This window comes from Levilactobacillus namurensis DSM 19117, assembly GCF_001434785.1.
Lineage (GTDB): Bacteria > Bacillota > Bacilli > Lactobacillales > Lactobacillaceae > Levilactobacillus > Levilactobacillus namurensis.
This window is the reverse complement of sequence record NZ_AZDT01000051.1, coordinates 1-774: the sequence shown is the minus strand read 5'-3', so window position 1 is coordinate 774 and position 774 is coordinate 1. Positions and strand designations below refer to the sequence as shown.

Sequence of the window (774 nt, the reverse complement as noted above, 5' to 3'; positions counted from 1 at the left end):
AAGTCAAGACCACCCGTAAAACGGGTGGCTTGCTCACGGGCTATAAGCCCGGTATGTACTGCCAGCGTCTCAAGGCGCTGGCTTTTGGTCAAAAGCCAAATTGCATCAATCGCTGTGGCTAGCCGCTTTAAGCGGCGTTCGGACTGCTAGACCTTAACCCTTAAAAGGGTCGCTGTATTCTTTCGTCGTTAATTTATCTATCACCATATCATGCTTCTCTTGATCCCGAATATACTTCTTGATGGTCGCTTCGTTCATGCCTACGGTGGTGACATAATACCCTTCTGACCAAAAATGCCGATTCCCAAACTTATACTTTAAGTTAGCGTGGCGATCAAACATCATTAATGCACTCTTGCCCTTCAAATATCCCATAAAGCTGGACACACTCAACTTTGGCGGAATACTTAACAACAGGTGAACATGATCTGGCATCATATGCCCTTCAATAATCGTAACGCCTTTGTACTTGCACAAAAGCTTGATGTATTCCTGAAGGTCACGTCGATATTGATTGTAGATAATCTTCCGTCTATACTTGGGGGTAAATACGATGTGGTATTTACACAACCACTTCGTATGCGCTAGGCTATTAAGTTTATTGGCCATAGTTATAATCTCCTTTCAAACTACAATGTTGGCTTCAGACACCTCTATTGTAAGTTGACAGGGGATTATTTTGTATAACGAAATTGCTATCCACCCGCAAAGCAGGTGGGTTTTTGTTTCGCACGCTTTAGCGCGCTCAACTGGGCCTAAAGGCAATACTAAAAA

At 43.4% G+C, this 774-nt stretch carries 1 protein-coding gene; it reads right to left on the bottom strand.

Annotated features, from left to right (window positions below; all coding sequences use genetic code 11):
- Positions 1–153: 153 nt before the first annotated feature.
- On the bottom strand, positions 154–609 hold the full coding sequence (gene tnpA, locus FD30_RS07520) for an IS200/IS605 family transposase (protein WP_056944525.1): 456 nt from the start codon (positions 607–609) through the stop codon (positions 154–156).
- Between the last annotated feature and the right edge of the window lie 165 nt (positions 610–774).

Bases quoted from the DNA above. Each gene is read 5' to 3' on its own strand.
- tnpA (WP_056944525.1), bottom strand. From the start codon at position 609: ATGGCCAATAAACTTAATAGCCTAGCGCATACGAAGTGGTTGTGTAAA.